This is a genomic window from Halobacteriovorax sp. RT-2-6, from assembly GCF_047085025.1.
Taxonomy (GTDB): Bacteria; Bdellovibrionota; Bacteriovoracia; order Bacteriovoracales; family Bacteriovoracaceae; genus Halobacteriovorax_A.
Map to the genome: position 1 here is coordinate 763,875 of NZ_JBKIYH010000002.1, position 26,798 is coordinate 790,672.

23 protein-coding genes are annotated in these 26,798 nt (G+C 36.2%); 12 read left to right on the forward strand and 11 right to left on the reverse strand.

The features are described 5' to 3' along the window. The first annotated feature begins 48 nt into the window (after window positions 1–48). Genes ACMAYS_RS12170 through ACMAYS_RS12190 form a run of 5 tightly spaced genes read left to right on the forward strand, consistent with a single transcriptional unit; the run spans window position 49 to window position 4,908 of the window. Window positions 49–1,773 (forward strand): SpoIIE family protein phosphatase, encoded by a 1,725-nt coding sequence (locus ACMAYS_RS12170; RefSeq protein ID WP_103217908.1) that lies wholly within the window; start codon window positions 49–51, stop codon window positions 1,771–1,773. 7 nt (window positions 1,774–1,780) lie between these two features. Continuing rightward, a complete protein-coding gene (locus ACMAYS_RS12175) occupies window positions 1,781–2,536 on the forward strand; it encodes a hypothetical protein (RefSeq protein WP_103217907.1) in 756 nt (251 codons plus the stop codon). A gap of 3 nt (window positions 2,537–2,539) precedes the next feature. Next, window positions 2,540–3,001, forward strand: a complete 462-nt coding sequence (locus ACMAYS_RS12180; RefSeq protein WP_103217906.1) for a hypothetical protein — start codon at window positions 2,540–2,542, stop codon at window positions 2,999–3,001. 15 nt (window positions 3,002–3,016) lie between these two features. Next, window positions 3,017–4,492: an ATP-binding protein gene (locus ACMAYS_RS12185; protein WP_103217905.1), complete on the forward strand. Its 1,476-nt coding sequence runs from the start codon at window positions 3,017–3,019 to the stop codon at window positions 4,490–4,492. Then, complete coding sequence (locus ACMAYS_RS12190) at window positions 4,492–4,908, forward strand: response regulator (RefSeq protein ID WP_103217904.1); 417 nt, start codon at window positions 4,492–4,494, stop codon at window positions 4,906–4,908. Before ACMAYS_RS12185 ends, ACMAYS_RS12190 begins: the two co-directional genes overlap by 1 nt. Here the strand turns inward: ACMAYS_RS12190 and ACMAYS_RS12195 are convergent. From ACMAYS_RS12195 to ACMAYS_RS12205, 3 genes are read right to left on the reverse strand one after another with little or no spacing between them, the layout of a single operon-like run. Beyond that, window positions 4,898–5,422: a gamma carbonic anhydrase family protein gene (locus tag ACMAYS_RS12195; protein ID WP_103217903.1), complete on the reverse strand. Its 525-nt coding sequence runs from the start codon at window positions 5,420–5,422 to the stop codon at window positions 4,898–4,900. The two genes, ACMAYS_RS12190 and ACMAYS_RS12195, sit on opposite strands and share 11 nt — an antisense overlap. After that, window positions 5,423–5,815, reverse strand: coding sequence for a cell envelope biogenesis protein OmpA (locus tag ACMAYS_RS12200; protein ID WP_103217902.1), 393 nt, complete (start codon window positions 5,813–5,815; stop codon window positions 5,423–5,425). It abuts the gene before it with no gap. Between the two features lie 54 nt (window positions 5,816–5,869). After that, window positions 5,870–6,370 carry a c-type cytochrome gene (locus tag ACMAYS_RS12205; protein ID WP_103217901.1) on the reverse strand — a complete coding sequence of 167 codons (501 nt, stop codon included), beginning with the start codon at window positions 6,368–6,370 and terminating at the stop codon, window positions 5,870–5,872. 179 nt (window positions 6,371–6,549) lie between these two features. Between ACMAYS_RS12205 and leuS the strand changes: the two genes are divergently transcribed. Together leuS and metG are read left to right on the forward strand one after the other, a co-directional pair. Next, a complete protein-coding gene (gene leuS, locus ACMAYS_RS12210; RefSeq protein ID WP_103217900.1) occupies window positions 6,550–8,958 on the forward strand; it encodes a leucine--tRNA ligase in 2,409 nt (802 codons plus the stop codon). Window positions 8,959–8,960: 2 nt separating this feature from the next. After that, on the forward strand, window positions 8,961–10,445 hold the full coding sequence (gene metG / locus ACMAYS_RS12215; RefSeq protein ID WP_103217899.1) for a methionine--tRNA ligase: 1,485 nt from the start codon (window positions 8,961–8,963) through the stop codon (window positions 10,443–10,445). Between the two features lie 199 nt (window positions 10,446–10,644). On the opposite strand, the gene ACMAYS_RS12220 is transcribed toward metG, so the two are convergent. From ACMAYS_RS12220 to ACMAYS_RS12230, 3 genes are all read right to left on the reverse strand, one after another. After that, window positions 10,645–11,169 (reverse strand): hypothetical protein, encoded by a 525-nt coding sequence (locus ACMAYS_RS12220; RefSeq protein ID WP_412463394.1) that lies wholly within the window; start codon window positions 11,167–11,169, stop codon window positions 10,645–10,647. 130 nt (window positions 11,170–11,299) lie between these two features. Beyond that, window positions 11,300–12,478: a trypsin-like serine peptidase gene (locus ACMAYS_RS12225; protein ID WP_412463395.1), complete on the reverse strand. Its 1,179-nt coding sequence runs from the start codon at window positions 12,476–12,478 to the stop codon at window positions 11,300–11,302. Between the two features lie 212 nt (window positions 12,479–12,690). Next, window positions 12,691–14,265 carry a hypothetical protein gene (locus ACMAYS_RS12230; protein ID WP_412463396.1) on the reverse strand — a complete coding sequence of 525 codons (1,575 nt, stop codon included), beginning with the start codon at window positions 14,263–14,265 and terminating at the stop codon, window positions 12,691–12,693. Between the two features lie 189 nt (window positions 14,266–14,454). Between ACMAYS_RS12230 and ACMAYS_RS12235 the strand changes: the two genes are divergently transcribed. Continuing rightward, the gene (locus ACMAYS_RS12235) at window positions 14,455–15,402 is read left to right on the forward strand and encodes a hypothetical protein (RefSeq protein ID WP_103217895.1); all 948 of its coding nucleotides are present in this window, start codon (window positions 14,455–14,457) and stop codon (window positions 15,400–15,402) included. On the opposite strand, the gene ACMAYS_RS12240 is transcribed toward ACMAYS_RS12235, so the two are convergent. Both ACMAYS_RS12240 and ACMAYS_RS12245 read right to left on the reverse strand, forming a co-directional pair. Next, entirely contained in the window at window positions 15,403–20,010 is a 4,608-nt protein-coding gene (locus ACMAYS_RS12240; RefSeq protein ID WP_412463397.1) for a hypothetical protein, read from the reverse strand. 119 nt (window positions 20,011–20,129) lie between these two features. Beyond that, window positions 20,130–21,236: a BamA/TamA family outer membrane protein gene (locus tag ACMAYS_RS12245; protein WP_412463398.1), complete on the reverse strand. Its 1,107-nt coding sequence runs from the start codon at window positions 21,234–21,236 to the stop codon at window positions 20,130–20,132. Between the two features lie 10 nt (window positions 21,237–21,246). On the opposite strand from ACMAYS_RS12245, the gene ACMAYS_RS12250 reads away from it, so the two are divergent. After that, window positions 21,247–21,792, forward strand: a complete 546-nt coding sequence (locus ACMAYS_RS12250; RefSeq protein ID WP_103217892.1) for a hypothetical protein — start codon at window positions 21,247–21,249, stop codon at window positions 21,790–21,792. A gap of 39 nt (window positions 21,793–21,831) precedes the next feature. On the opposite strand, the gene ACMAYS_RS12255 is transcribed toward ACMAYS_RS12250, so the two are convergent. Then, window positions 21,832–23,493 carry a long-chain-fatty-acid--CoA ligase gene (locus ACMAYS_RS12255; RefSeq protein ID WP_103217891.1) on the reverse strand — a complete coding sequence of 554 codons (1,662 nt, stop codon included), beginning with the start codon at window positions 23,491–23,493 and terminating at the stop codon, window positions 21,832–21,834. 225 nt (window positions 23,494–23,718) lie between these two features. Here ACMAYS_RS12255 and ACMAYS_RS12260 point away from each other — a divergent pair, with 225 nt between their 5' ends. Continuing rightward, entirely contained in the window at window positions 23,719–23,970 is a 252-nt protein-coding gene (locus ACMAYS_RS12260) for a DUF5522 domain-containing protein (RefSeq protein ID WP_103217890.1), read from the forward strand. Window positions 23,971–24,087: 117 nt separating this feature from the next. Next, window positions 24,088–24,420, forward strand: coding sequence for a hypothetical protein (locus tag ACMAYS_RS12265; RefSeq protein WP_103217889.1), 333 nt, complete (start codon window positions 24,088–24,090; stop codon window positions 24,418–24,420). Here ACMAYS_RS12265 and ACMAYS_RS12270 read toward each other — a convergent pair. Then, on the reverse strand, window positions 24,417–25,316 hold the full coding sequence (locus tag ACMAYS_RS12270; RefSeq protein WP_103217888.1) for a type I phosphomannose isomerase catalytic subunit: 900 nt from the start codon (window positions 25,314–25,316) through the stop codon (window positions 24,417–24,419). The two genes, ACMAYS_RS12265 and ACMAYS_RS12270, sit on opposite strands and share 4 nt — an antisense overlap. Window positions 25,317–25,415: 99 nt before the next feature. Here ACMAYS_RS12270 and ACMAYS_RS12275 point away from each other — a divergent pair, with 99 nt between their 5' ends. Beyond that, window positions 25,416–26,102 (forward strand): LON peptidase substrate-binding domain-containing protein, encoded by a 687-nt coding sequence (locus ACMAYS_RS12275; RefSeq protein WP_103217887.1) that lies wholly within the window; start codon window positions 25,416–25,418, stop codon window positions 26,100–26,102. On the opposite strand, the gene ACMAYS_RS12280 is transcribed toward ACMAYS_RS12275, so the two are convergent. Further along, on the reverse strand, window positions 26,099–26,740 hold the full coding sequence (locus tag ACMAYS_RS12280) for a diacylglycerol/polyprenol kinase family protein (protein WP_103217886.1): 642 nt from the start codon (window positions 26,738–26,740) through the stop codon (window positions 26,099–26,101). The two genes, ACMAYS_RS12275 and ACMAYS_RS12280, sit on opposite strands and share 4 nt — an antisense overlap. Between the last annotated feature and the right edge of the window lie 58 nt (window positions 26,741–26,798).

Consider the following 26,798-nt stretch of genomic DNA (forward strand, 5'->3'; position numbering starts at 1 on the left):
TAATATCATTGTATCTAAATATTCAATAGACTTCTACATAGGTAAATAATGGGCAAAAGACCGACATTTCCGATCAAGCTTAAATTAATATCGCTTAATACAGCGCTGCTAATAATTGTTATCGCTTTTCTAACTAAGTATGCCACTCACCTTTTTGAAAAGGATAAGAAAGCCTACTTATATGAGAACTCACTATTCAATGTTACAAGTGTTGCTAAGGAGATGAACTATACTCTTAATAAAATTGAGAATGATCTCCAAAATTTATCTCTTATAAAGAACAATAAACTTAGAGCAAAGGCCGTAGCAGAAAGTAAGTATATTCTCGCCTTCATTGAAAAGAACCAATTCATAATCAATAAAGATTTTGAACAAAATGAAAATGATTTCAAGTTAGTGATTCCTAAGAGCACAAGAGATAACTCACTTACTTCTTTCAAATACAAAGAAGATGTTTTTGTTATTCTAACTAAAAAGATAAATAAAGGTCTTACTTCAATTGTTATCAAGGCAAATATTTTAAATAACCTACTCTCACAAAATCGAACATATAATACGCTTGTCTTTAAAGATGGAGCACTTGTTCTTGGAAATGACCTTATTGGACTTCATAATTATGATAAGAATGAGCTTAAGGGAAATAACATTGTAAAAAAGTTAACTTTCAATAATGACGACTACCTTGTTTCCATAGCACAAACAAAGGCATTTGCACTTTCTGTTGTTTCAACAATTTCAGAGTCGGATGCACTATCGGTAACAAAGTTTCTTATTCAGCGAGCTATATTCTTTGCAGTCTTTATTATTGCTCTGTCGACTATAATTATTATCCTTCTATCAAAAACAATCTCAAAGCCGATAGAAAAGCTTTACCAAAGGGCCATCAGTATTGGTCAGGGAGATTTTGAATCAACAGTAGAGATCAACACTAGTGATGAGCTCGGGACACTTGGAGACTCATTTAATCAAATGAGTCGTGAGATTCTAGAATATATTGAAAAAATGAAAGAGAAAGCACGCTTAGATGAAGAAGTGAAAGTTGCTAAAATGGTGCAAGAAGAGTTCTTTCCGCCAAAAGATATTGATACACCAAATGTTCGCCTAAGCTCTTATGCTGCTCCAGCTTCTGAGTGTGGTGGAGATTGGTGGGGACACTTCGAATTTAATGAATATATTATTACCATCATAGCAGATGCAACAGGTCACGGCCTGCCAGCGGCCCTTCTAACTTCAGCAATCAATTCTGCATTTAATAGTATTAAAATAAGACTGACAGAAGATTCGAGTCAAATCTCGCCAGCTTTAATTACTTCACATCTAAATAAGGTTATTAATCTTTCAAATAATAAAATACTTCTTACTGCCTTTGTATCGGTCTATAACACAATGACTAAGGAATACTCATATACTAATGCAAGTCACTTAGAAGTGCTTAAGGTTCCTAAAAAGCCTGAGATTACTAAAGCAGATATCATTCCCCTACTTGATGCTAAAGGACCAAGACTTGGAGAAAGTGCCGACTCTAGCTACGACTATGAAACGATCATTCTAGAACAAGGTGATCTGCTTGTTTATATGACAGATGGAATAACAGAGGCAGAAAATAGTGAAGGCAAACAATGGGGCCTAAGAAAATTACTAAAGATCTTAATGACATATGGAGAGCACACGGCCACTGAAATTCGTGATACAATAGTTTCTGTTGTATACGACCACAGAGGAAGTGATTCATTTGATGATGATCTTACACTCATCTGCCAGGAAATAAAGTGATGTACTTATGGGTATAGAATTTAAGATTGCAAACGAACAATTTAAAGAGATTGAAAAAATGAAAATTCAATCCTCGAGTCTTGATCTTAAAATCAGTGATCAGTTAGCCGATTCAAGTGATATTTTTTTGAGTCGCTACGATATACTTGTGAACTTAAAGTACCTTAAAGACAACAGAACAAATCACCTCATAGGAGCCTCCCCTTGCATACAAGATGAGGTTGAGAGCGTTATTGCCTATCTAACAAAGCAGAAACAAAACAATCTTGATAGTAGAATCAATTCAAAAAAAACAAACAAAATAGAAATAACTCTTGAAAATGAATTTGATCAGAAGTGCCATCAATTACTCGATGGTATTGACTTAAAAGATTATCACGATAGCTTTGAAAATAAATTAAAATTGATTACAAATGAATTTTACACGAATGATATTTTTCATCGAGTAAACAGCCAAAAACATGGAGAAATTGAAATTTCTCAAGATGAACATAAAACGATCCTCCACTACAGGAGTTATACTAATGTGGGAAAATCCTCAATTATAAATTCTCTCTACCGAGCAGCTGTAGAGAAGACACCGAGGCAGGAAGGACGTGGAGCAGGGCTTGGACTTTATCTGATGCTTCAAAATTGTGATCAACTTCACATTGTTGGAAATCAAGATAGCACTAGTTTCTACATCTATATTGAAAAAAATAAACGGTATAAAGATATTAGTAAAAGAATACCATCAATAAGTTTTTATAATTTAAAGGATTAAAATATGAGTAACTTAAAGGTCGAAATTAAGGCCGAAAATGATGAAACGATTTTAAATTTAATTGGAAGAATTGATGAAGATGCTGATCTAACACCAATCCTTGGAGTTAAAGATAAAAATCTTCATATCAACTTCGATGCTGTTGAGATGATTAACTCATGTGGAATTCGTGAATGGATCAATATGCTTTCAGAGCTGACTGGTTCAATCACCTACTCTCATTGTCCACAGGCAGTTATTGAACAAATTAATATGGTTCATGGCTTTATAAAACCGGGAATAAAAGTTGAAAGCTTCTATGCTCCATATTACGAAGAATCTTCAGACGATGTAAAAATGATGCTTATTAAAACAAGTGATGTCGTTGATAACAAGGCACCTGTTATGAAAAGTGATGAAGGTGAAGAACTCGAGTTTGATGCAATTGAAGCACAGTACTTTCAATTCATTAAACAGATGAAGTAAACAAAGATGTAACTGATGGCAAAATACGAATTATACGACTCCATTTTTGAACCAATCTGTGTCATAAATAATGACAATGAGATAGTTTATTATAATCACTTCTTTGCTTCATTTTTCAAAAAGTCGCCAAGAGTTTTAAAAAAATCGCCAAAGCTTAGCACCCTATTTACCGGCTTTGATATTGAAGATTTTCTTGAAGATATGAATGATGTAAAGGTAGGGCCAGAAGTAGAGATTTTCTTAGAAGATCAAACCTTCTATCACGTTATTATCAAAGCAATTGAAAGTGACAACAACGAGAAAGTAATTTGTTTTAACGACATCAGTATCGAGAAAAATCTCTACACGAAGTATCGTTATCAAATTGAAGAGCTGAAGCAAATTCACAATCAAATTATTCAAGCTGATAAGTTAAGTACAATTGGGGAAATTACAGCAACGATTTCCCATGAGATTTCAAATCCACTTACTATTGCTTCAGGAAATATTGAATTAATTAGTGTTCTTTTGGCCGGAGAAGAATTAAAAGAAAATGATATTATCCACGAAAGTATTAGTGATACTCGTGAGTCAATTGATCGTATCACTAAAATCGTCAAAGGCTTAAAGAGCTTTCTTCATAATAGAGAGAGTGATAAGAAGTTTATTACCCTTGAAGATATTATCAATAAGTCTCTTACCCTACTGAAACTACCATTAGAGCAGAATCAGATATCTCTTGATTTTAATGTAAACACATCTTCGATCGTTAAAGTTAATCCTATCGAGATAGAACAGGTTATTATCAATTTAGTTACCAACGCAATTCACGCTCTGGGTGAGGCAAATACTAAAGATCCAAAAATTTCACTTTCAATCTCCAGCAATGATGTCTGCTACATCATTACAGTTAAAGATAATGGAAGAGGTATTCCTGAAGAAAATCGAGGAAAGATATTTGATTCATTCTTTACCACGAAAGAGGTAGGAGAAGGAACAGGTCTTGGACTTTCAATTTCTTCTAAAATCATTGATTCATATTCGGGATCACTTGAATTAATTGATACAAAAACTGGATGTGAGTTTCAAATCACTCTTCCGAAAATGGAAACGACAACTTTTACGGATAGTGAACTTAGTGTAAACCATAGCTTCCAAAAAGTTTTAATCATTGATAATGAACCAAAGATCTTAAATCTTTTTACGAACTTTTTTGCAAAAGGACCTATTACTTTGATCTTTGCATCAAGTGCTATTGAAGCAAAAAGAATCTTAGAAGGTACTGATGTTGATGCCATAATCACTGATTATGATATGCCAAATATGAATGGTGTTGAGTTTGCCAAAGATATCATAAAAAATGGTCTCAATACCCCTACTTTCGTAATGTCAGGAGTAGCGGATAAATCAAAATTTGATAATCATAAAGAGATTAAAGGCTTTATTGAGAAGCCTTTTAATAGAGAAGATATATTAAATATGCTTGGTATTAAAAATGAGGAGCAGGACTAATGGCCATGTCCCCTTCTAAGAATTCACTTACACCTAAAAAACCTTCTATTCTCATCGTAGATGATGAAGATAAGATTTGCTTTTTAATAAAAACGTTTCTGGAGCAAACTGGTGCTTTTAGAAATATTGTCACGGCCGACTCTGTAAGTGTTGCTTTATTAAAACTAAGAAATGAAGATTTCGATCTAGTTATTATTGATTACAAATTACCTGATAAAGATGGAACTTACTTCATTGATATAGCAAGTAAGTCGATGAAGTATCAGAAGATGAAATACCTTCTTATTTCAGGATTCTTAGATAACCGATCAATGGTGAGTGTAATCAATTCAGGAGTAACAAATGTTCTTGTTAAGCCTTTCTCAAGAGATGACCTTGTTGATAAAGTCTTCAATCTATTAAAGCTTAGCAAATAACTTCGACTTCGTTTAAATACTCATCTTTTGTTATTAAGTACGATTTATAGTGGTTACTATACTGCTCTACTTCTTGTGGAGTAAGCTTCCTTTTAACCACAGCAGGCGTTCCGATAATAAAGCTCTCAGGAGGATATACCTTACCAGGAGGAACAACACTTCCGGCAGCTACAATTGAGTTTTTCCCAATAACTGCTCCATCTAAGACGGTCGCCCCCATACCAATTAAGCAGCCTTCTTCGACTGTACAAGCATGAAGAGTCACACTATGACCAACACTAACGTTTTCTTTAATGATTAGGGGAATATTATCTTCTACATGAAGCATTGTTAAATCTTGAATATTACAATTGTCGCCAATATGAATCTCGTTCACATCCCCACGGGCCACAACTTTAAACCAAAGAGAAACATTCTTTCCCAAGAAAACTTTACCAATAACATCAGCAGAGTCTGCAATAAAGCATCCCTCTCCAATTGTCGGTTCAATATTTTTATAACGATATAAAGTCATTTATCTCCACCCAATTACTTCGTAGCCTTTCTCCGCAAGACAACGGTTTACGAAACGTTGCTTGATCTGATCTTCACTAAGCCCCGCTGAAGCGGCTCCACTAGCACCACCAATTGCGGCCCCCTGAGCAGCACCTTTACCAGCATTACCACCAAAGACTGCACTTGCCACAGCGCCTACAATAGCACCCCACGCAGCACCTTTTCCACCTTCACGAACCATTTGTCTTCCACGATCACTCTCAAGAAACTCGTCGGCCTTGGCCATGCAAATTTCAATATCGCGATCGGCTTGGACCTTTCCGTATCTTTGATAGGCTGAGTTCGGATAAAGCTTTGGTTTAGATGCACAAGCAGTAATCGTCAAAAGTAGTAAAAGTGAAAATATTCTCATGGTTGCTCCCAAAAAAAAAGCCGCTTAAAAGCGGCTTCTTATCGATATTCAATTTTAGTTTTTAACTCCGCCCCATGGCACCTTAGATAAGTAAGCCGCTAGGTCTGCAATATCTTCAGTCGATAGTTTTTTAACAATCGTTAACATCTGTTGGTTAACACGGGCCCCTGATTTCATATCAAGAAGTTGCTTCTCAATATACCATTCCATTTGACCACCGATTCTTGGTGCCTTATTTGCAGCTTTCCCTGAACCATCTTTAGCGTGACATGCAATACATTGCTTATAAAGTTTATCTGCTCTAACAAGTTGTGGAGTATCTAGAGGAATAAGAGTCTTCTCTTCGATAACTTCATCACTAACTTTTGGAGGTGCTGTTACTTCTGCGTGCTTCTTAGCAAGTTCCGCAACTTCAACTAAGTGAGCAGCGTGCGCTTTCTTTGCATTTTCAAAGTTATATTTCTCATTGTTGACTTCAACACTCTGGTAACCCGATAGGTTCATAACAAGAACTAGCCCTACTAGCGTTAGGGAAAAAAGCACTAAACGATACATCGTTTCTCCATTCAAAAAATTAATCTACTTTTAATGGCTTAAGTATAAATCCACTGACTTATTTTGGCAATTCCTTTAGCGGGGCATCCCCAAGTTAACGCGACACACATAATAGACGATCTACATTATAGGGTTTATAATTCGGCCTGATATTTTACTAGTAAATTCAGGAGCTTTTAATGCAGTACAACTTTGGTGAAATTGAACCAAAATGGCAGAAGTTTTGGGACGACAACAAAACTTTTAGAACAGACTCAACAGACAAATCAAAACCTAAATACTATGTATTGGACATGTTTCCATACCCTTCTGGAGCAGGACTTCACGTAGGTCACGTTGAAGGTTATACAGCAACAGATATTCTTGCACGTTTCAAGAGAATGAACGGACATAATGTTCTTCATCCAATGGGATGGGATTCTTTTGGGCTTCCTGCAGAAAACTATGCAATCAAAACTGGAACACACCCAAGTGTGATCACAAAAGAAAATATTGGAAATTTCACAAGACAACTAAAGGCCTGTGGATTTTCTTATGATTGGGATCGTGAGATCGCAACATCAAGTATTGACTACTATAAGTGGACTCAATGGATCTTCACTCAACTTTACAATAAAGGTTTAGCATTTGAAGACGAGATCTCTGTTAACTGGTGTCCAGAGCTAAAAACAGTTTTAGCTAACGAAGAAGTAATCGATGGTAAATCTGAAGTTGGTGGACACCCTGTAATCAGAAAGCCAATGAAGCAGTGGATGTTAAAAATCACTGAATACGCTGATCGTCTTTTAGAAGACCTTGATGATCTTGATTGGCCAGAGTCTCTTAAAGAGCTGCAAAGAAATTGGATTGGACGCTCTGAAGGTGCCCAAGTTTCTTTTTCTGTAAAAGGTGTTGATTCGAAAATTGATGTTTTCACAACTCGTCCAGATACTCTATTTGGTGCAACATATATGGTTCTAGCTCCTGAACACGACCTAGTTGCTCAAATTACGACAGATGAGAAGAAAGCTGAAGTAGAAGCTTATATTAAAGAAGCATCTCTTAAGTCAGATCTTGATCGAACAGACTTAAACAAAAATAAATCTGGTGTATTCACTGGAGCCTATGCAATCAACCCACTTAATGGAAAAGAGATTCCAGTTTGGATTGCAGACTATGTACTAATCTCGTACGGAACTGGTGCGATCATGGCCGTTCCTGCTCACGATGAAAGAGACTGGGAATTTGCTAAGAAGTACGACCTAGAAATTACTCCAGTACTTGAAGGTGGCGATGTAAATGAAGCTGCATTCACAGGTGACGGAACTCATATTAATTCAGGTTTCCTTGATGGGCTTAATAAGGCAGACGGTATCGCAAAAGCAATCGCTCACCTTGAAGCTGAAGGAATTGGAAAAAAAGAAATTAACTACAAACTTCGTGACTGGTTATTCTCTCGCCAAAGATACTGGGGGGAACCATTCCCAATTCTTAAATTTGAAGATGGAACAGTAAGATGCCTTGATGAAGATGAGCTTCCAGTTGGTCTTCCAGAAGTTGAAAAATATGAGCCATCTGGAACTGGTGAATCTCCACTTGCACGTATTGATGACTGGTTATACCTAACTGATCCAAAGACAGGAAAGAAAGCAAGACGTGAAACAAACACGATGCCTCAGTGGGCAGGTTCTTGTTGGTACTACCTACGCTTCATCGATCCACAAAACTCTGAAGTTGCATGGGATAAACAATTAGAAGAATACTGGATGCCAGTAGATTTATATGTTGGTGGTGTTGAGCACGCAGTTCTACACTTACTTTATGCTCGTTTCTGGCACAAGGTTCTTTTTGATCTAGGACTAGTTTCAACAAAAGAGCCATTCCAAAAACTTTTCAACCAAGGTCTTATCCTAGATGAGCACGGTGAGAAGATGAGTAAGTCTAAAGGAAACACTGTAAACCCAGATGATATTATCGCTGAATACGGTGCCGATGCTCTAAGACTTTATGAAATGTTTATGGGGCCACTTGAAAAAGTTAAGCCATGGCAAACGAAAGGTGTAAAAGGAGTATTTAACTTCCTAAGAAAGTCTTTCACTTTCTACGGTAACCCAGAAAATACTTACGAAGGTCAAGAAACAAACCAAGACGTTCTAAAGCACCTACATAAGACAATTAAGAAAGTTACTGAAGATGTTGAGAACCTACGTTTTAACACAGCTATCTCAGCAATGATGGTAATGAATAATGAAGTTATCAAGCTTGGCAAGGTTTCTGTTGAGACAGCTAAGGCCTTCACAAGACTTCTTTCTCCATTTGCACCACACGCTGCTGAAGAGATGTGGGCAAACCTAGGTGAGACGACTTCTTGTTCACTTGCAGCTTGGCCAGTATTTGATGCTGACCTTGCAAAAGATGACCTCATCACAATGGCCATCCAAGTAAATGGTAAGACGAGATCAACAATTGATGTTCCAGCAGATATTTCAAAAGAAGACTTTCTAGCTCAAGCGAAAGCTGATGAGAAAGTTGCGAAATTCCTAACAGGAACTATTGTAAAAGAAATCTACGTACCAGGTAGAATTTGTAATATTGTTGTAAAAGGATAATTATGAAAAATACATTTTATACGACGACTGCAATTGACTACCCTAATGGGCGTCCACATATTGGCCATGCCTATGAGAAGATCGTAACTGACTCATACGCTCGTTGGTATAAACTTCTTGGAAAAGAAGTTCACTACCTAACAGGAACTGATGAGAACGGACAAAAACTAATTGAATCAGCAAAAGCCGCTGGACTTGATACACTTGAGTTCGTAAATGCCAATGTTGAGATCTTCAAAGAACTATGTGCTAAAGCAAATATCCAATACGATGATTTCATTAGAACAACTGAAAAGCGTCATGCTGATACATGTGTTGAACTATGGAAAAACCTAGAAAGCAAAGGACTGATTTACCACGGTCACTACTCTGGTAATTACTGTCTTTCATGTGAGTCTTTTTATACAGAAGCACAAGCGCCAGATGGCAATTGTCCAGAACACCACAAGCCACTTGAACTAAAAGAAGAAGAAGGTTTCTTCTTTAAGCTAAGTGAATACCAAAACTGGATTATCGATCACCTAAAAGCAAATCCAGACTTTATCGTGCCAACTGCACGCTACAAAGAAATCCTCTCTCGCCTTGAAAATGACGATCTAAGAGACCTTGCCATCTCTCGTCCAAGCCAAGGCTGGGGTGTTCCAGTTCCAGGTCATGACAAATTTGTTATGTATACTTGGTTTGATGCCTTAATTAACTACTACTCTGCTCTTACTACAGACCAGAGAGAAAAGTTTTGGCCAGCAGATATGCACGTAATTGGAAAAGATATTCTTTGGTTCCACTCTGTAATCTGGCCATGTATGCTAAAGGCTTCTGATCTTCCTCTTCCAAAACAAGTTTACGTTCACGGAATGGTACTTGCTGAAGACGGAAAGAAAATGAGTAAGTCTCTTGGAAATGTTGTTGATCCATTTGAGATGCTTGAAAAATATCCAACGGATACTTTCCGTTACTATATGCTAAAGAATATTTCTTCTTCAGGAGATGGAAAATTCTCTGAGCAAGAGTTAGTAGATAAACACAATAGTGAACTTGCAAATGACTACGGTAACCTTCTAATGAGAGTTATCAAGCTAGGTCTTAAGAGCTTCCCAGATAAAGTTTATAACGCTGAAGGTGTAACTCAAGAGATCGATGCTCTTCCATATTTTGAGCGCGCTAAAGAGTTCATGGAAAAGCGTGAGCACAATAAAGCAATTGATGCTATTTGGGATCTAATCGTTAGCCTCAACGTTTACGTTAACGACAAAGAGCCTTGGAAGCACAAGGCTGATGAAGCAGCATTTGCTCCAATCGCTTATAACTGTTTCTACGGAATGGCCGCAGCATCTTATATGCTACAGGCCTTCCTACCAAACTGTACAAAGACTGCTCTTGAATATATTGGTTCAAGCGTAAATGGATCTGAGTTAATGGAGTTTGGTAAGGCGACTTATACGCCTCAACCGCCGGAAGCACTTTTCCCTAAGGTAGAATTAAAATAACTGCGGCATCTTAGCGAAGCTAAGATTTGACGCTGTTATAGCTCCCCTACACTTTAGCTAGAAAACAAATTCAACAAGCCTGCGTTTATGCAGGCTTTTATGTTAAGGATGAATTGTATGTCAGCGAGAGGCAGGAGCCGGAGCTGACTGTTGCCTCTGGAGCAATGGGAAAGTTGAAGAATAAAACGAAAAGAAAAATCTACAAGCACTCATTAACAATATCATCATCTGAATAGAACTTCGCACGTCCTACAATAGCTCTAGTATCAATAATACTTCGAATGTCATTTGTGATTTCCATAAGAGGAGAAATTTTATCATTTTCTACAGTTGCTTTAATAATAGCAAAGTTATTTAAAGCAATAGTATTTTCCACAACTTCATATGTACTTGATAAACTAGTTGTAAAGTTTGTTTGGTCTATATTGGCCGGAAATGGATATTCCGAATAGATCATGTCATAGGTCTTTGCATTCCGATCAAGAATAATCTTTACCTCGGCCACGTAGCGCTCTCCCGCGATTTCTCTTGAAAGAATTCCAGTAAACATCAAGGCCCTATGCTGGCGAGTATTATTTGTACAAGTACCTATGGCCTGAGCATAGAATGCTTCTTCAACAGAGAGGCTCTCCAGAGGATTAACATCTACACCTACAACGATGTCACTCTCTGTGCATGACGATAAAATTAAGACAAGTAAGCATAAAGTAAGAAGATTTCTCAAAATAAACCCTTAAGTAAATTAAAACTTAATTTATTGTAGGGTACATGAAATGCTATTAAAAGTATTTTTTATTGAGGCCAATAGCTATTAGTGCTAAGGCATACTTCTTTGTTCTTTAAGTCACTCGATATTAGTAACACGGTACTGTTACAACGTAGTCCCCATACTTTTGAGTTGAATACTTATTAAATTTCTGGGCTCCACTATTTGGTAAATCAAATGAGTAAGAACCGCTGATAATTGACTTCCAGCTTCTGTTCTTAGCAGCTAAGTAGAAAACTCCGTTTGGACTTACTGCAAGTTCTTTTGTTTCTCCTGCACCAACAGTATAGAAACCTACTGTATTCCACTCATTCTCAATATTCTTATATTTTAAAGCGACTCTCGCCTCATTACTCTTACAAGTATTTTTAACAAGGATGCGAACTAGCAGATCCTGTTCAATTTTCTTTGTTATCCACTTTTCTTCAAATTCATTACTCGTCGAAAAGCTTCCATCAAAAATTGTATTAATGATTTTTTGTCTTTCTTTAGATAGGAAACTTCCAAAGTTCATTCTAGGACTCTCACTAGTGATTACCCCATGAATAAAGAAATTATCGTATTCTGAGTTGTAGACAAAAATTGGAGAACCACTTTGTCCTTTAAAAACATCACATTCTACATTTAAAGAAAGATGGTTATAATTACTATTAGTGATATCACAACCTGTTTCATAAAATTGTTTTGCACTCGGCTTATCTCCAGGATAGCCGATTGTTAGTGTTTCACCATTTGGGAATGACTCTGTTCCCCAGTAGCCATGCGTTCCAACTCTTTGCCCTGCGTGTTGTCCATCACTGCCAGCACCAAGTTCAAGTATTGCAATATCTTCAGAAGAAGAAAAACTCTCATTATCATAAAGTTCAGGATGATAGACACGAACAACTGGATAACGTCCGCTATCAAAATTATCGACACCATCGATCCCTGGATAAAAGTATGTATTCTTAAGTAAGTTACTTGTATCTGAGAGGTATACACAGTGAGCTGCTGTAATAACAAATTTATTTTTTATAAGTGTCGCGCTACATGTTGCAGTTTTTTTAATTCCAGAGTTTCCAAGCTTCAGATCAGACCTTAACTGGCCAACTTTTCGATAGAAAGTTTTATTTAAATTATCGATCGTTGATCTTCGATCATCATTTCCGATGATGATATTACTACTACTTGCCTCGACTACTTTCTCAATAGTTGCACTGTCATTTTGACAAGAAGTCAGCCCCATTAGTAGCGCTGTCATACAAATAAGTTCTTTAGCTTTGCTCATAGTAAAACCTTTCATTAAGTTGATTAATAAATTGATCTTAGAACGAATAAGGCTAAATATCTTCTATTGTGAACATATTTCATAGGCCGTTCAGGATAAATACGGCCCAAAACAATGTATTTTTAAGCATTTAGGTAATAAAAAAGCCTCCATACGGAGGCTTTCTATTTCGTTGTTCCCCAAATTCGACCAATGCCTAAGCACTGATAAACTTAGTCGTTGTCGTATTGATTTGAGCAATTCATGTAGATTGGTAAGTGATCACTTATTACCTCTTTTAGATAGCTGTAATAAGTCTTATCAAATAACTGAGAATCGATCACGCGATCGTAGAACTCTTGCTTGCTTTCTTCGATATCAAATCTTTTAACCAGCTGACCGCTTTTAACTGTCATTTTATTTTCAATTGAACGTACATAATTACTAACAAGTGATTCAACTTTTTCACGTCCGCCTGCTTTTAGACGGTACATATCTTTTTCTCTTGTTGTTGAGTAGTACATTGCATTTGAACGAATTAGGTATCTTCTATTAATTAGACGAGAAAAATCACCTTCAATGAAGTTAAAGATTTTAGCAGCTCCATCACCTTGGCAATTTGTCGTTTCTTTAGGATCAAATAGAAAGTGGTCATAGTTACTCTTTGTCCCATGAGTGATCGTCCCATCAGAAAGACTCTTACCAACGGCCATTGAAGTTGCTCCCTCAATTCTAATTTCAAGATTATTAAAATCCTTGAAGAAGGTTTCCCAGTAATTATTTGAACTTTCTAAATTAAAGTCACCTAAAATAATATAGTCTTGCTCATAGTAAGACTTTCTTAGGTAATCAACAAATTCTGCCATTAGTCTTACTTCCGCAAAACGAGCGTATTTAAGTTGTGTTACACCTGGACCAATATCTTTATAGTCATCAACACCAAAAACATTATTCAAAATCTTCTTTTGAAGTGCTTCATCTGATGGAGCATTGTGAATGACGTGAGTTGAAAGAAGAGTGAAATCAAACTCCCCTGATTCAAATGTCGAGATAAAAGGCCTACGTGAAAAAAGACCATCAACATCACGTCCAAATGTCTTTTCATCTAAAACTGGAAGACAACCAAATTTACCATTACGGCCGTAACGATCGCTGCAGTAATCCGTCTTCTTTAGCTCAACAACACTACTTCTATAGTAGTAACCTGTTAGCTCCTTTACTGTAGCATTCTCACTTCCCTCTTGTTTACCAGATAGAACAAGTGACCAAGAAGAATCAAGTTTCTGAAGCTCTTTTAAAAGAAGAATATATCCAGGAAAATCGTATTGCTCGCGAATTAGAGCAAGTTCATTTCTTGTTGTTAGTGCATTTACATCTGCGTTAGTTGTTTCAAGCTCAGCAAGACGATTTGTATAATACTCAACAATTGCATCATTGTGTCTTTTACTAAGGCCATTATTTGAAGTTAACTCAACAGCAGCAACAACATCCCAATGATTAATTATCTCTGCCACTAACTCGTGATCTTTGTATTCAGTTTGAGTTGCACCTGGCTTAAATAAATTAAAAGCGCCAATGCGAACTTGCTTGGACTCTTTCTTAACTCTTTGACGATTATAATTTCCAACGAATTTAGAATAGATTTGATATTCAGTTTGGCACTCAACTTCACCAACGCCACCAGCGAGGAAAGTTCTTAGACGACGACAGGTTTCAATTTCAGATTCTGTTGCTCCATCGATACTTGCTACGGCCAAATTTGGCAGTAAAAAAGTAGATAAAACTAATACCTTAAATAAGTTTACCATAATACGTTCCCCAAAGTGAGGCGTCATTGTACCCAAGCGATTCTCTTAATTCAAGGATTGTTCATCTTCATAACATCCTGATTTCCTTCGTATTTTGAGGATTCTCCCCACCGACACGTAGCATCTTACTAAATATTTGATCAAAATTAGCCGATATTTTAGTTAAGAAATTATCAGAAGAGGGTTTGAATGAAATTATCATCAAAAATAGTATTCCTAATGCTTACGAGCCAGTTGTCATTTGGTTCGGTATTCAGTGTATTTAAGTCAGCAGGTCACGGCCTAGATGAGCTTTTGATTAAGAGTGGAATCGCAGACCAAGAAGTGAGGTCTGTTGTTGCGAATAATATTGAATTGGCAATGAAGGATCTTTCTCACACTGGAAAGAAAGAAGACTTTAGTATGAATACCCTTAAGATGATGGTTTCGGGATCGCAGGACAAGGCCCGTTTTCAGAGAATGGAAGAAGTATTTACAAAAGATTCCGCGTCTCCAGAGGAAATCAAAAATGCTATCAATAACTTTGTCTACCTATCACAACGTTATGGGTATAACAAAAGTGGTATCCTTTCATGTGCACCTTGTGTGAACAAAAATTTATCTGATGCTGGTTTCAACTTTGTTTTATCTGAAATGAAAGATGATTATTCTCAAAGAATTTTTAAAGTGATGTCTCGTTATAGCTCACCAGTAAAAATGTCTCGTCAGATAAACTCTGCCGTAAAGACACAAAAATGGTCAAGCCGTACACCAATGTTAAATGCAACGGATGAAGAATCATTACTATATTTCTTAACTGCCGAAAAAGTAGGTTCACCAGTGCAGAAAGATCTAATCTCTGCAATTAGAGATGTTTCAGTTAGTGGTGGAAAGGTTGACCTATTTAGCAATACAAATGGACATAAGTTCTATTCGTTTCTATCAAGTGGATTCAGCGATGCAGAAATGACGGAGTTAACTCGTCTTCTTAAAGCAACTTCTGATGAAATGAAAGAGACTAAAAAAGGTACGATGGATGCATTCTTTGATGTACTTCAAAGAGAAGCTGATGAAGCGAGAACACCAGCAACTCGTCAAAAGAAGCTGGCATTAATTGAATATTTAAGAGATCCTGATACTAAGTGTTTTTCTAAATAATTAAAAAATTTCGACGCTACCAAGTGATCCATTGTCCTTTATCTTTAGAACTTTGAGAGCATTTAGGTAGCGTTGTAAGCTTCCAATATTTTCTTCTTTCATTGTATCTCTCATAACTTTATAGGCTAATCCTGAAAACTCTGGAGACTTAAATAGTCCTTCAACATCTGCACTTGCCCATAGATAGCGTGAAAGAGTATTCTCAACTGTTCCATTTGGAGAATAAAGAATTCTATTAAGTTCACTAAATGTTTGTTCTGGAGTTAATCCATCAAAGCTTACATTATACTTATTCATGAATTTAACAGCTGCGCGGTCATTCTCTAGGTTTCTAACGATTCCAGAGATAGCCTTTTCTTTAACAGTAGCAATCATCGTTTCAACTTCAGTAACTTCCTTCTTACTCATCTTAGGAAGAGCTTCAAGAACTGAAACTTCAAGTCCACGGTAAATATCTCCTACTGTTTCGGCCATAAGAACTTTCTTCATTCCTAAAGTTTCACGTGCTGAGCGACGAGCAACTTCTGAAATAAGTCTTGCACGAGCAGTAAAGATCTTTCTCATAAGAACACCCTCTCCTACTGCTGAAATCACAGGTAGTCTTTTTCCAAAGAATCCACCAGTGTGAGGAGCACCTTGAATTAGCATGTATGGAAAGTCTCTCTTTCTAAGAGGAATCTTTACAAAAATCTCAGTTAGAGTATCAGCATTCTTTGCAATATAATCAGCAAGCTCTGCTTCAGGAAGTCTTTGTAATTCATCATAAATCTTTAAGAATTGGCGACGATTCTTAGCAAGGTTTGCAGTGTTTTCATTCCAAGCGCGAACGATCCAATTTGTCCCTCTCATGTAGTGACCTTGGTCTGCTTTTCTCACTCTTAGCTTAGAGCGAGCTGCCTTAGAAGAGTTACTGAAAGTTGTAGAGTTAAGTCTCTTCACATAACTTCCCATATAGTGTCTAAGCTCTAATGGACTTCCATTAAATAGCTTTGAAACTGTACTTCCAAGTGCTTCATCTACTTGAGAGTAATTTAAATTAACAGCAACATCACTAGTATAACGGTAGATTCCACCATGTGAACGAGTAATTGCTTCTTCAACACTTGCAACAATATTCTTAATTGCTTTGTTATAGCTTGCTTGAGAAAGCTTCCCAGCAGTGTAATTAGCTTCAATACGGTCCATTTTTTTAAGAGTTTTCTCGACAAATTCTTCATCAAGATCAAGATTTCTTAGATTTTGAGCAATATCATCCATCGACTTTGATGAAAGCATTTTCTTAAATACATCACTATATTTCTTAAGACCAAGAACTAGCTTTGCAAATTCAACCTCTGACTCATTTACGATAACCGAAGCATCTTTACCAGACTGCTTTAAGGCTTCTTTAATACCAAGTTGAGAGCGATTCTTAACAATTGCTTTTAGAGATTCTTTAAAGATCTTAGAACCAACTGAAACACTTCTAGTAAGAATTGAGATCATTGAAATCGTTCCAATGACTTCAAATGCTACGGCCATCCATCCTTTTGCTACGTTTTCAGTTGAGTTTGAATCTGTGTAACCAAGCTCGGCCATCTCACCTACGTATTCCTCACTTCTATCGGCACGAAATTTTACTTTTGTTTCTAAGCGAATGGCATTTGCTTGCATACCAAATCCAACTGCACCAGCACTTGCAATAGCAAGACCGCATAGGCCACCAGTTACAAGTGTACATGAACCTGCAGCAAGTACGGCACCCATACCTAAAAGGAAGCCAAATACACCATTAAACATTGCCCACTTCTCGTCGCTATTCCAGTCATCCATTCTATCCATTAACTCTTTAGGTACAGCTGGGATACCTAGTAGTTGATTTAGTTGATCTTGGATCTTAACTGTTGCATAAAAGTTTTCTTTTAAACTATCGATATCATCTTCATCGATCTGACAGAATTTATTAAGCTTCTTATAAGTATCTTGCTGACGCTTAAGTGCAGATCTTTTTAAGATTTCTTTGTATACAGGAGTCTTAAGATCCATATTTAACTTTAGAAAGTTATGTACTAATTCATAGTCATCGAAGATATCAATACTATCTGGACGAGAATCAAAAATTGCTGATCTTTCTTTGTGTGACTTAGCAGCTAAGATTTCTTTAAAGAATGCTACTTTCTCTACATCTTCTTCTTGTAAGCGCTCGTTGATATCCTCAGTTGTTTGATATAGAAGACGGCCATCAATTGTCTCATTGGCAGCATCTTCAATTTGATTACGATCTAGAGTTACTTTATTTGATAAAGAGTCAATTAACTCAAATGCTTTTTTTCCAGAGTTAAGTTCAGCAGTCATGATCTGAGTCGTGTCTTTATTGAACTCATCAAAGATTGTGTTCCAAAGTCTCGCATATTCATCTTTCTTTAACTCATTCGTTAGAAAGTTAGGTTTGATGCTACGGTTTACTTTAAGAATTTCAGCTGCCTCTTCAAGGTTTTCAAGATAAGCCTTCATATTATTATTAAAACATTTATAGCTATAATCTACTCTCATTCCACGAGAAGTTTTCTTATATGTCTTAACCTGCCCATCTCTGATATTTTGCAGCTCTTCACGAGCAACTAAGTATCCTAATCGTACCTTTGCAAGAGGATTAAGGGCCTGCATTTGGTCAAGTAAGTAATCATATTCATTTGTTACAAGCTCAGAAAATACTTTTGGACCAGTTCTTAGGTAATCAAATACTTTAGCAAGAGTAACATAACTCTCTTTAACTTTTGATTGATCAAGGCGTGCAACAGGAATGAATTTTCCATCAATCTTTAAAGAGTCAATATAGCTTACAACTCTCTTTAGAACATTATCTTTTCTTGAAAGTCCCTTACAAATCTGAGCTGGATTTCTGTAACAAAAACCAAAAAGCATTGTATTGTGACGAGAACCAACCTTAAACTCTTGTGAATCTTGAAGCTCAAGAGCTTTATGATAAAGAGTATTTAGTCCCCAGTTACGGTATGACTCTTGAGAATAGAGAGAAGGAAACTCAATTACAACTTTATTGTTCTTTAATTCATTTTTAATTGAATCACTAATAATATCTTCTAAATTCTCAGTTCTAGCTTGTGCCATTTTAGAGGCCAGGTATGGTGAAGCATTAATTGCTGAAGGATAAATATTTTCAACATACTTCTGGTCACCTTCGTAAATATCAACTTCAATAGTCTTCGATTCTGGAACAACACCAATAATATCATTGATAAGGCCAATATCTTTTGTTGTTACTTGCTTAGAAGTTTGCGTTCTTGTACCTCTTTTATAAGAGTAGATATTTTTCTTATAGGCTTGAGCGATCTCACCCATCTTCATATCAACAAACTTATTGTATGCATTAACTTCATCAAAACCTGCTTTCAAATATTTTTGATAGAAGTTTGTAGCTTCTTTTCCCTTTGCCGCTCTTAGAAAATTTTCAACAGTAGTTGAAGCAACCATTGTTTCAGCTAAAGGATTAAGTTGCTCAGCCTCTCTAACGCTCATAAGCTCAAGGTTAGATTCATCATATGAAAGGCCAGAGTTATTAATAAGGTTATCTAGGTAAGTTTTTGCAACTGATTCATCAACTTTTAGTTCTAAAAGTTGTGGCCATGAACCATTAACTTCACTACGACAGCTCTTAGGAATCACGATCTTATCTTCTTTAGATTCTATCATTAGGTCGTAGTTTTTAATTTGAGTTGCCATCATTTGAATCGTTAGAATTCTTAAAGCACGTAGATAACTCTTTGCACTTGGAGATTCATTGACTGTTACAACATCTCTTTTAGAATTTAAAAATGAATTAAGCTTTAGTTCAACATCACTTCCATCAATATTTACAGTGAAGAAAATCTTATCTTTCATTTCACCGTGAACAAGAAAATTATAAAGCTCAGTTTCTTCTTCAATAAAGTCAGTCGTTAACTTTGGAAGAATTTGATCCATTTTGATTTCAGACACATTTCTAAAAGGAGAAAGGATAACCTTAATATCATATAGGCCCTTAACAACTGAATCATTATAAGCAAGTAGAAGCTGCTCTTTATCAGCATAAGCTTCATTTGTGTTATTAATAATGTCTTCGATCTTTGTCTTAAGTGACTTCGCTCTTGTGAAGTAATTTAATGCTTGCTTAGAGTAAGTATCGATTTTTCTATTTTGAGTACGATTTAGTTTTGCATCAACTTCAACTTCAGCAAGAACAGAAGCAATGCTTGAAAAAAGGTTTTCTCCACGAGAAGTTTTCTTTGCTTCTTGTGCTCTTTGCTCATCTTGATAATCTTTTACACCACAAGAATTCTTCTTGATTGAATCAAGAAAAGTAATAAATTCAGTTTGAAACTCAGCTTCACCTTCTGATTCTTGAGCACTTTGTGCTTGAAAGCCTTGTGCAATTTGACCAAGCTCTTCTTCAGAAAGATCACTTGAAACATTTCCACGAAGATTCTTTTTAATTTCACTAAGCTCTGAAAGAACTTCCTCTAGGTCATAAACACTTGCAACAGATCGAGCATTTTCGATCGTCTGAGCAAACGCCATTTGGAATGAACAAAGAGAAATAATAATGAATGAGATTAGCTTTTTTAGTTTCATGCCCTATATAGTGCAATCACAGTGCCAACTAACTGGGACAAAAGATCAATAATTTTGGCTACTTACAGTATTACATGGTGTCTAAAAAATGAACATAGTGTCTACTTCATGTGATTCGATCAGATCGCCTCATTTAAGGCAAAATACATTGTAAATTCTTTTTCTCGGCCATAGGCGATGTCGACTCTCGAGTTGAGATTTTGCTTAGGTAGAATTTTGTAACGAATTCCTGTCCCAATATGTGTTAGTGGATCGGCTTCAAATAAGTCTGATGGAATCTGGTTTCCAACTCTCGACTCTCCTCCAAATGTAAAACCAACTCCGGCAAATCCAGCTAGACCAAACTTTCCATCCATAATCGATTGGAAGTAGTGCTTATACTCACCTTCAAAGCGTATCATATTAGCACCTTCATACACTTTTCCAGTGTAACCTCGCGGTCCTCGTGAACCATAGTTATAATTATAATTAGGATTTGTGTCACCTAGATTAAAGCTTGAATCAAATAGCCATGAAAACAAATGATTCGTATTTTCTGCCAGAGAAATATAATGCGAGAAAGTTGCCTCTAGCGTAGTGATATTATCATCTCCTCCAAGATTTTCTCGATAGAAATTCGTTCGTGTATTTAAGTAAAAGCCTTTAGTTGGAGAAAATGTATTATCTCTCGTATCATAGAATAAATTAAATTTAAGACCTGTATTTGTTGCATAATTCTCAGGATTTATATCGGCCTTAAAAATAACCTCATTCCAGATGATCCCACCACCAATAAAGAGATCACCCCACACTCGATAGTTAACATTAACAATAACAGCACGAATCTTATTAGATGTATCAAGGAATCGCTCAAGTTCAGCTTGAAACATCTGACTTAATATATTTCCTTCAAGATAACCACCTGTGATACGCCACTTATCTTCACCGAGATGAAGCTTCGTTCCAATGGCCCCCATTGCGGTTCCATTTGTCGTAATCTTTCCATAAGCACCTATAATAGAAGGTGGCACAGTCTTTGTACTATTCTTATACTTTCCGCTATTTGCATCAAAGAGATACATCCCAATAAGATCGAGTCCTAGTTTAGTGCTTGGCATATAAGAAGGACCTGGAACAATGACGAATTGTCCCTCATCGAGGCCTGTTGAGGCCTTAACGTCACGTTGCGCTTTTTGGGCAAAAGTCATAGAATGAAAAAGAATTAACGCTAATAACAAAAATCTCATTGAGGAGCCTATGTTTAAGATATTTTTTCTTTTCTTTTTATCATTCTCCTTTTCTTTTGCAAATAATATTAGTTTCCACAAAGAGATCTTCCCAAGTGTAGAAGACCTGAAGAAGACCAGTATTACTGATACGATTAGTGAGAATCCCATAAATACTACGATTCAAATAGCTTATGATAAAAATGGTAAAAAGCTTGGATTTATTAGAGAAGTAAATACGACGACAGGATGTAATAGTGCATGTCTACCTGTGATCTTTACACTCTATTACAACACGAAGTATGAATTTCTAAAGCTGAAATCTAAGGCAGGATTAACTAAAAAGTTTCACAAACCAATGACTGTCGATGATATCAATCGCCTACACCTACTTATTGGAATCAATCCTGAAGTATTTAAAAAAGTAAAACATCCAACTGATATGACGGATGCATTAACAGGAGCGACAAAGCCAGAATTTGTTGATGCTGTTGTGAAGGAAGCTGCTTATTCGACGTTGAGAATTAATACTTATAATCAAGATACAATCAGACAATTAAAAAGTTTAAAGTTATAAAAAAGGGAGCTGATTAGCTCCCTTTTTATTTTAATGAGGTTATTGTCCTCTTAGATCTTTTCTTAGAATCTTCCCAACATTTGACTTAGGAAGCTCAGTTCTAAATTCAATAATCTTTGGTCTCTTATAAGCAGTTAGGTTTTCTTTACAGAATGCAAGAAGCTCATCTTCAGTTAGAGACTGATCATTTTTTACGACAAATAGTTTTACGATCTCACCTGATTTTTCATGTGGTACACCAACTGCAGCACATTCAAAAACTTTAGGATGAGTAACTACGATTTCTTCAATTTCATTTGGATAAACATTAAATCCTGAAACAAGAATCATATCTTTCTTACGGTCAACAATTTTGAAGAAACCTTCTTCATCCATCACACCAATATCACCAGATTTAAAATAACCATCAGGAGTCATTACTTTTGCCGTCTCTTCAGGACGTCCCCAGTAACCCTTCATAACTTGTGGACCTTTAATACAGATCTCACCGACCTCACCAGCGTTCAGAGTATTTCCATCATCATCTTTGATACATACATCAGTTGATGAAACAGGGATACCAATCATTCCATTGTAGTCTTTAAGATCCATTGGGTTGATACAAGCAGCTGGAGATGTTTCAGTTAATCCATAGGCTTCAATTAATGGAGTTTTTGTTACCTCTTTCCATCTTTCAGCAACAGCACGTTGTACGGCCATTCCACCACCAAGAGTTAATTTTAGTTTTGAAAAATCAACTGATTTAAAGTCTTCATTATTTAAAAGACCGTTAAATAGTGTGTTTACACCAGTAAATGCTGTAAATTTCCACTTCTTCAGTTCTTTTACAAATCCTGGAATATCTCTAGGGTTAGTAATTAGAACGTTTAGTGCTCCAATTTTAGAGAACGTAAAACAGTTCGCTGTAAGTGAGAAGATATGATAAAGCGGAAGAGGAGTAATGATAATTTCTTCACCTTCTTTTACAACTGGTGAAATCCACTCGCCTGCCTGCAGTAGGTTTGCAACGATGTTACGGTGGATAAGTTCTGCACCTTTAGAAACACCTGTTGTCCCACCTGTATACTGTAGGAAAGCAAGATCAGAACTATTAATTTCTGGCTTTTTAAATTTTGACTCATCACCTTTATCAAGTGCCTCAAGAAATGACTTAGCGCCAGGAAGATCCCATGAAGGAACCATCTTCTTAACATGCTTAATAACAAAGTTTACAAGTAGTGACTTTGGAAATTTAAGCATATCACCAATTTGAGTCACAAGTACGTGCTCAATTGGCGTATTCTTTACAACTTCAGCAAGAACAGAAGCTGAGTTTTCAAAAATGATAATTACTTTTGATTGTGAATCCGTTAATTGGTGCTCAAGTTCTCTAGCAGTATAAAGAGGGTTTACGTTTACACAAACCATACCTGCACGAAGAATACCAAAAAGAGCAACAGGGTATTGAAGAATATTAGGCATCATAATAGCGACACGGTCACCTTTTTTAAGCCCAAGATCATTTTGAAGATAAGAAGCAAATTTCTTTGAAAGATGATCAATCTCTTTATAAGTTAGAGTCTTTCCCATGCAATGGAAAGATGGCTTATTAGCAAATTTAGTAAAACTCTCATCTAATAATGCTGGAATTGAAGGATATAATTCAGGATTAATTTCTTCAGCAACACCATTTTGGTAGTGCTTAAGCCAAGGTTTAGTCACAGGACAGCTCCATTTGTTACTATTAATAAATTTAGTCTAGATTTTATTGTATTTTAATTTTTAGCTACTTACAATACGGAATCTAAATGCGTGTTGCATTATAGTGATCAAATTTGAAAATTTCCTTGATGTAATAAATTTTATTAGATATAAGAGTGACCGTTTTGCAAAACACCACACACACTTTAGGCCCCCTGAATTAGGGGCCTTACTTTTTTAGAGCCTATGACAAACTCTCACGACGATTCCAAAAAAGATTTCTATATTAATGAAGACGGTAATACTGTTTTTACAAAAGAATTCCACTTACGTCGTGGCTACTGCTGTGAAAGTGGCTGTCTTCATTGCCCTTTTGGCTTTAACGAAAAAGCTGATGATGACTCGAGCAATATTCCTCTAGAACTTAGAAAGCAAGATTTGAATGAAGAGGTATCTGACGAGGACTTAGCAGAGTATTACCTTAAGGATTTTGAATAAGTTTTAGACAGTTGCAAAATCATTTTACCTTCTTAGGACACCTAACATACTGATATCACAAATAATTACTTGGCATCATTCCTGCTCTTAATAGATTGTCTAAATCTTGGAGGGAATATGAAACTACTTAGCCTAATTACACTTTCACTAGTCTTTACGGCCTCTGCTCACGCGGCAGTCAACTTTAAGTGTTCAACTATGCGCAAGAATATTGAATTCAATCTAAAGGGAAATCAGATTCAAGTAGAAGGTCGTACTCCTGCACAGGCCCTAATCGGACGCACTCACAAAGTTGGAAATTCTGTAACAAAGCACTACCAACTTGCTGGCCAGAAATATCAAATTCATTTTGATGATGTAACAAACTCAAATGAGATGAATACTTATATTTCTATTCGTACAAAGAATGGGCACGAAGTAACTTACCCACTGAGCTGTAATAATATCTAAACTTGTTTTACAACTAAAACCTTAGAGTCCGTTGTTGCCTTCAAGATAGCGGACTCAATATCCTTAACTACCGCAGACCCATACTCTTTAATTTCAGTATCATCAATTTCACAAGTACCTTCTAAAACGACAATTGAACTTATACCATTTAACGACAGAACACTCTCATCTCCTGCTCCTAGAACTTTCACTCTAGCATTAAAATAGTTATTGCTTGTTAGTAGTCCACTCTTATCAAGATTCTTATATTGAAAATATTCCGCGACATTAGCGTTTGGATTAAAATTAATAACATCCATGGCCTTCTTCACATGAAGTTCTCGAGGCTTACCATCAAGACCCATACGGTTCCAATCCCAAACACGATAAGTAACGCCCGAGTTCTGTTGAACTTCGACAAGAGTTACTCCTTCACCAATGGCATGGATTGATCCAGCAGGAATATTAAAGAAATCACCTTTTTGAACATTTATGAAATTGAGGAGATCATTTACATTTTCTCCACTTTCGATGGCCTCTTGTAGTCTTTCTTTTGTGACACCTTCTTTAAGACCAAGATAAATCCCTGCATCTTCTTCGGCATCTAAAATATACCAACATTCATCTTTTCCAAGCGCATCTTCATGAATATGAGCGTACTCATTATCAGGGTGAACCTGTATCGATAAATTCTGGCTTGTATCGATAAATTTAATTAAATAAGTTAATACTTTTCCTTCAAGAACTTCTTCAAGGCTTTGGCCATTCTCACAAAGAGATAGGCCATTTTCTAAAGTTGAAACTTCCCATGTTTCGCCCAGTGGACCTTCAAATATCCCCTCAGGGTCTTTATATTTTTTTAACTTTTCACCACCCCAAACAGTGGTAACTAAATGTGGAATTTGCTTTAGAATCATTAGTATATGCTATCGTACTTTACAGCATGAGCAAAGAAGATTTACCAATATTAATAAGGTTTAATAAGCTTCAAGAGCCTATAAAAGCTATGATAAAGCATGACTTTAAACTTTCCAGAACGAATTGAAATTCCTGTTATCACTCTTCCCAATATAGTATTTTTCCCGGGAACATCTCTTCCTTTATATGTCGTTGATGACATTTTTCAAGATATTTTTGAAGAAGCTACTTGTGCAGGAAATCCCGTTGGTATTTCATTGGCAATGGAAAAAGATTTCGAAACATACTTTGCTTATCCATGTGAAGTTTTTGGAATGGGACAGCCTCTTATGATTGAGAGAGTCGATGGGAACACTTTGAAAGTACTCGTTCGCTGTATTGGCAAATGCCAAGTCAATTACCCTACTCAATCAAATCCATATCCAATGTATAATGTGACTATTTTAAAGGATGATGAATGTGTGATGAGTAATATTGATGAATTTTATCGTCTTGAAAGCATCCTTTATAACTGGTTAGAAACAAATATTCCCAACGATCAGGATCGCGACTATTTTATCGAAACACTTAACAAGCCAGATCAAATTATTAACTACGTGGCAACCTTTATCATCAAGAGTCGTCAAATTAGACAGCTTCTCTTAGAACAAAATAATATCAATGATAAAATCAAGATTTTAAATTCTTTGATTACTGATGAGCACATCTATCACGAGGACCCAATCGTGGCCCAAGCTTTTGAAGAGTTTGTTAGTGAAAAGCTACAGCTTAAGCAGGCCAATTAAACAAGGGCCACTAATATATTGATTAAGGCCATCGCGCATGCGCTAAAGAATGAAAGTGTAAAATTATCATCAATCTTAGTTGATAACAATTCAACAAAAGCTGTCGCAATTGCAGTAAAAAAAGCAAAGATTACAATCTTCAGACTCAGCGGAAAATACAATAGGCCATAGAATGCAACAATCAAAAATGTTGTCAGGAAACACGCATAAGACCCTTCAAAAGTACGATCCTGCATAACCTTTCTCTTCCCATAACGAATTCCAACAAATGAAGATGCCGGATCAGCTAATGAAAGAATAAGAGTTGCTAAAAGTGCAATTTGTTCATCAAAGAGAAAGAATGAAAGCCCGATCCCCAAAAGAAAAAGAGGAGTTCCTGTAAATCCATTAACCTCAGTATCTCTTAAGATTCCTCGGCAAGAGTTAACGAATACCTGATTAATTCCATCAAATTTCAATCGAAGAATTTCAATTAAAGTAAACACGGCACTTGCACTAAGAACAATAATTGAAAACCTATATGAATCTAGATTTGAAATTAGATAAATTGAGGCAATTCCCAATCCTGCAAAAATATGAACTAACTTTCGTAATAAGTGCGGCTCAAACTTACTTGGGAATCTATAAATACTTTCCATTACAACAATATATAATTTTAGAAAAATAAAATAAAGACCTTTTCGAGGCTTTTTAATT

Excerpts from the sequence above, each read along its gene's own strand:
- ACMAYS_RS12240 (WP_412463397.1), bottom strand. The coding sequence starts at position 20,010 with ATGAAACTAAAAAAGCTAATCTCATTCATTATTATTTCTCTTTGTTCA.
- ACMAYS_RS12280 (WP_103217886.1), bottom strand. The coding sequence starts at position 26,740 with ATGGAAAGTATTTATAGATTCCCAAGTAAGTTTGAGCCGCACTTATTA.
- ACMAYS_RS12270 (WP_103217888.1), bottom strand. The coding sequence starts at position 25,316 with ATGATTCTAAAGCAAATTCCACATTTAGTTACCACTGTTTGGGGTGGT.
- ACMAYS_RS12180 (WP_103217906.1), top strand. The coding sequence starts at position 2,540 with ATGAGTAACTTAAAGGTCGAAATTAAGGCCGAAAATGATGAAACGATT.
- ACMAYS_RS12250 (WP_103217892.1), top strand. The coding sequence starts at position 21,247 with ATGTTTAAGATATTTTTTCTTTTCTTTTTATCATTCTCCTTTTCTTTT.
- ACMAYS_RS12195 (WP_103217903.1), bottom strand. The coding sequence starts at position 5,422 with ATGACTTTATATCGTTATAAAAATATTGAACCGACAATTGGAGAGGGA.
- ACMAYS_RS12275 (WP_103217887.1), top strand. The coding sequence starts at position 25,416 with ATGACTTTAAACTTTCCAGAACGAATTGAAATTCCTGTTATCACTCTT.
- ACMAYS_RS12200 (WP_103217902.1), bottom strand. The coding sequence starts at position 5,815 with ATGAGAATATTTTCACTTTTACTACTTTTGACGATTACTGCTTGTGCA.
- ACMAYS_RS12175 (WP_103217907.1), top strand. The coding sequence starts at position 1,781 with ATGGGTATAGAATTTAAGATTGCAAACGAACAATTTAAAGAGATTGAA.
- ACMAYS_RS12265 (WP_103217889.1), top strand. The coding sequence starts at position 24,088 with ATGAAACTACTTAGCCTAATTACACTTTCACTAGTCTTTACGGCCTCT.
- ACMAYS_RS12245 (WP_412463398.1), bottom strand. The coding sequence starts at position 21,236 with ATGAGATTTTTGTTATTAGCGTTAATTCTTTTTCATTCTATGACTTTT.
- ACMAYS_RS12235 (WP_103217895.1), top strand. The coding sequence starts at position 14,455 with ATGAAATTATCATCAAAAATAGTATTCCTAATGCTTACGAGCCAGTTG.
- ACMAYS_RS12190 (WP_103217904.1), top strand. The coding sequence starts at position 4,492 with ATGGCCATGTCCCCTTCTAAGAATTCACTTACACCTAAAAAACCTTCT.
- ACMAYS_RS12260 (WP_103217890.1), top strand. The coding sequence starts at position 23,719 with ATGACAAACTCTCACGACGATTCCAAAAAAGATTTCTATATTAATGAA.
- leuS (WP_103217900.1), top strand. The coding sequence starts at position 6,550 with ATGCAGTACAACTTTGGTGAAATTGAACCAAAATGGCAGAAGTTTTGG.
- ACMAYS_RS12185 (WP_103217905.1), top strand. The coding sequence starts at position 3,017 with ATGGCAAAATACGAATTATACGACTCCATTTTTGAACCAATCTGTGTC.
- ACMAYS_RS12230 (WP_412463396.1), bottom strand. The coding sequence starts at position 14,265 with ATGGTAAACTTATTTAAGGTATTAGTTTTATCTACTTTTTTACTGCCA.
- ACMAYS_RS12225 (WP_412463395.1), bottom strand. The coding sequence starts at position 12,478 with ATGAGCAAAGCTAAAGAACTTATTTGTATGACAGCGCTACTAATGGGG.
- metG (WP_103217899.1), top strand. The coding sequence starts at position 8,961 with ATGAAAAATACATTTTATACGACGACTGCAATTGACTACCCTAATGGG.
- ACMAYS_RS12170 (WP_103217908.1), top strand. The coding sequence starts at position 49 with ATGGGCAAAAGACCGACATTTCCGATCAAGCTTAAATTAATATCGCTT.
- ACMAYS_RS12205 (WP_103217901.1), bottom strand. The coding sequence starts at position 6,370 with ATGTATCGTTTAGTGCTTTTTTCCCTAACGCTAGTAGGGCTAGTTCTT.